Annotated in this window: 1 protein-coding gene; it reads left to right on the top strand. The window is 35.5% G+C overall.

What is annotated here, in order from left to right; translation table 11 throughout:
* Window positions 1-217 (top strand): hypothetical protein (locus CSUIS19072_RS08505; RefSeq protein ID WP_337212293.1); only part of this gene is annotated, 217 nt, incomplete at both ends.

Genomic DNA, 217 nt, shown 5'->3' with positions numbered 1-217 from the left:
AGAATCCAAGATTTAAGAGAGTCTAAGCTAAATAGGCAGCAATTAGACCTAGTAGGCGATAAGATAGATGCGGCTATAAGTGAGATAAAATCTAGCAAAGAAGCTATTGTAACAGAATTGCAAAAGCAACATTTAGTAAGCGAGAGCAACTCTACTAATCAACTGGCTATGATTAGAATGCTAGAGCAATTAGCAAATACAAAGCTAGATAAGATAG

This window comes from Campylobacter sp. RM19072 (assembly GCF_024723485.1).
GTDB classification, from domain to species: domain Bacteria; phylum Campylobacterota; class Campylobacteria; order Campylobacterales; family Campylobacteraceae; genus Campylobacter; species Campylobacter porcelli.
The sequence above is the reverse complement of the archived record's forward strand: the minus strand, read 5'-3'. Positions and strand labels throughout refer to the sequence as shown.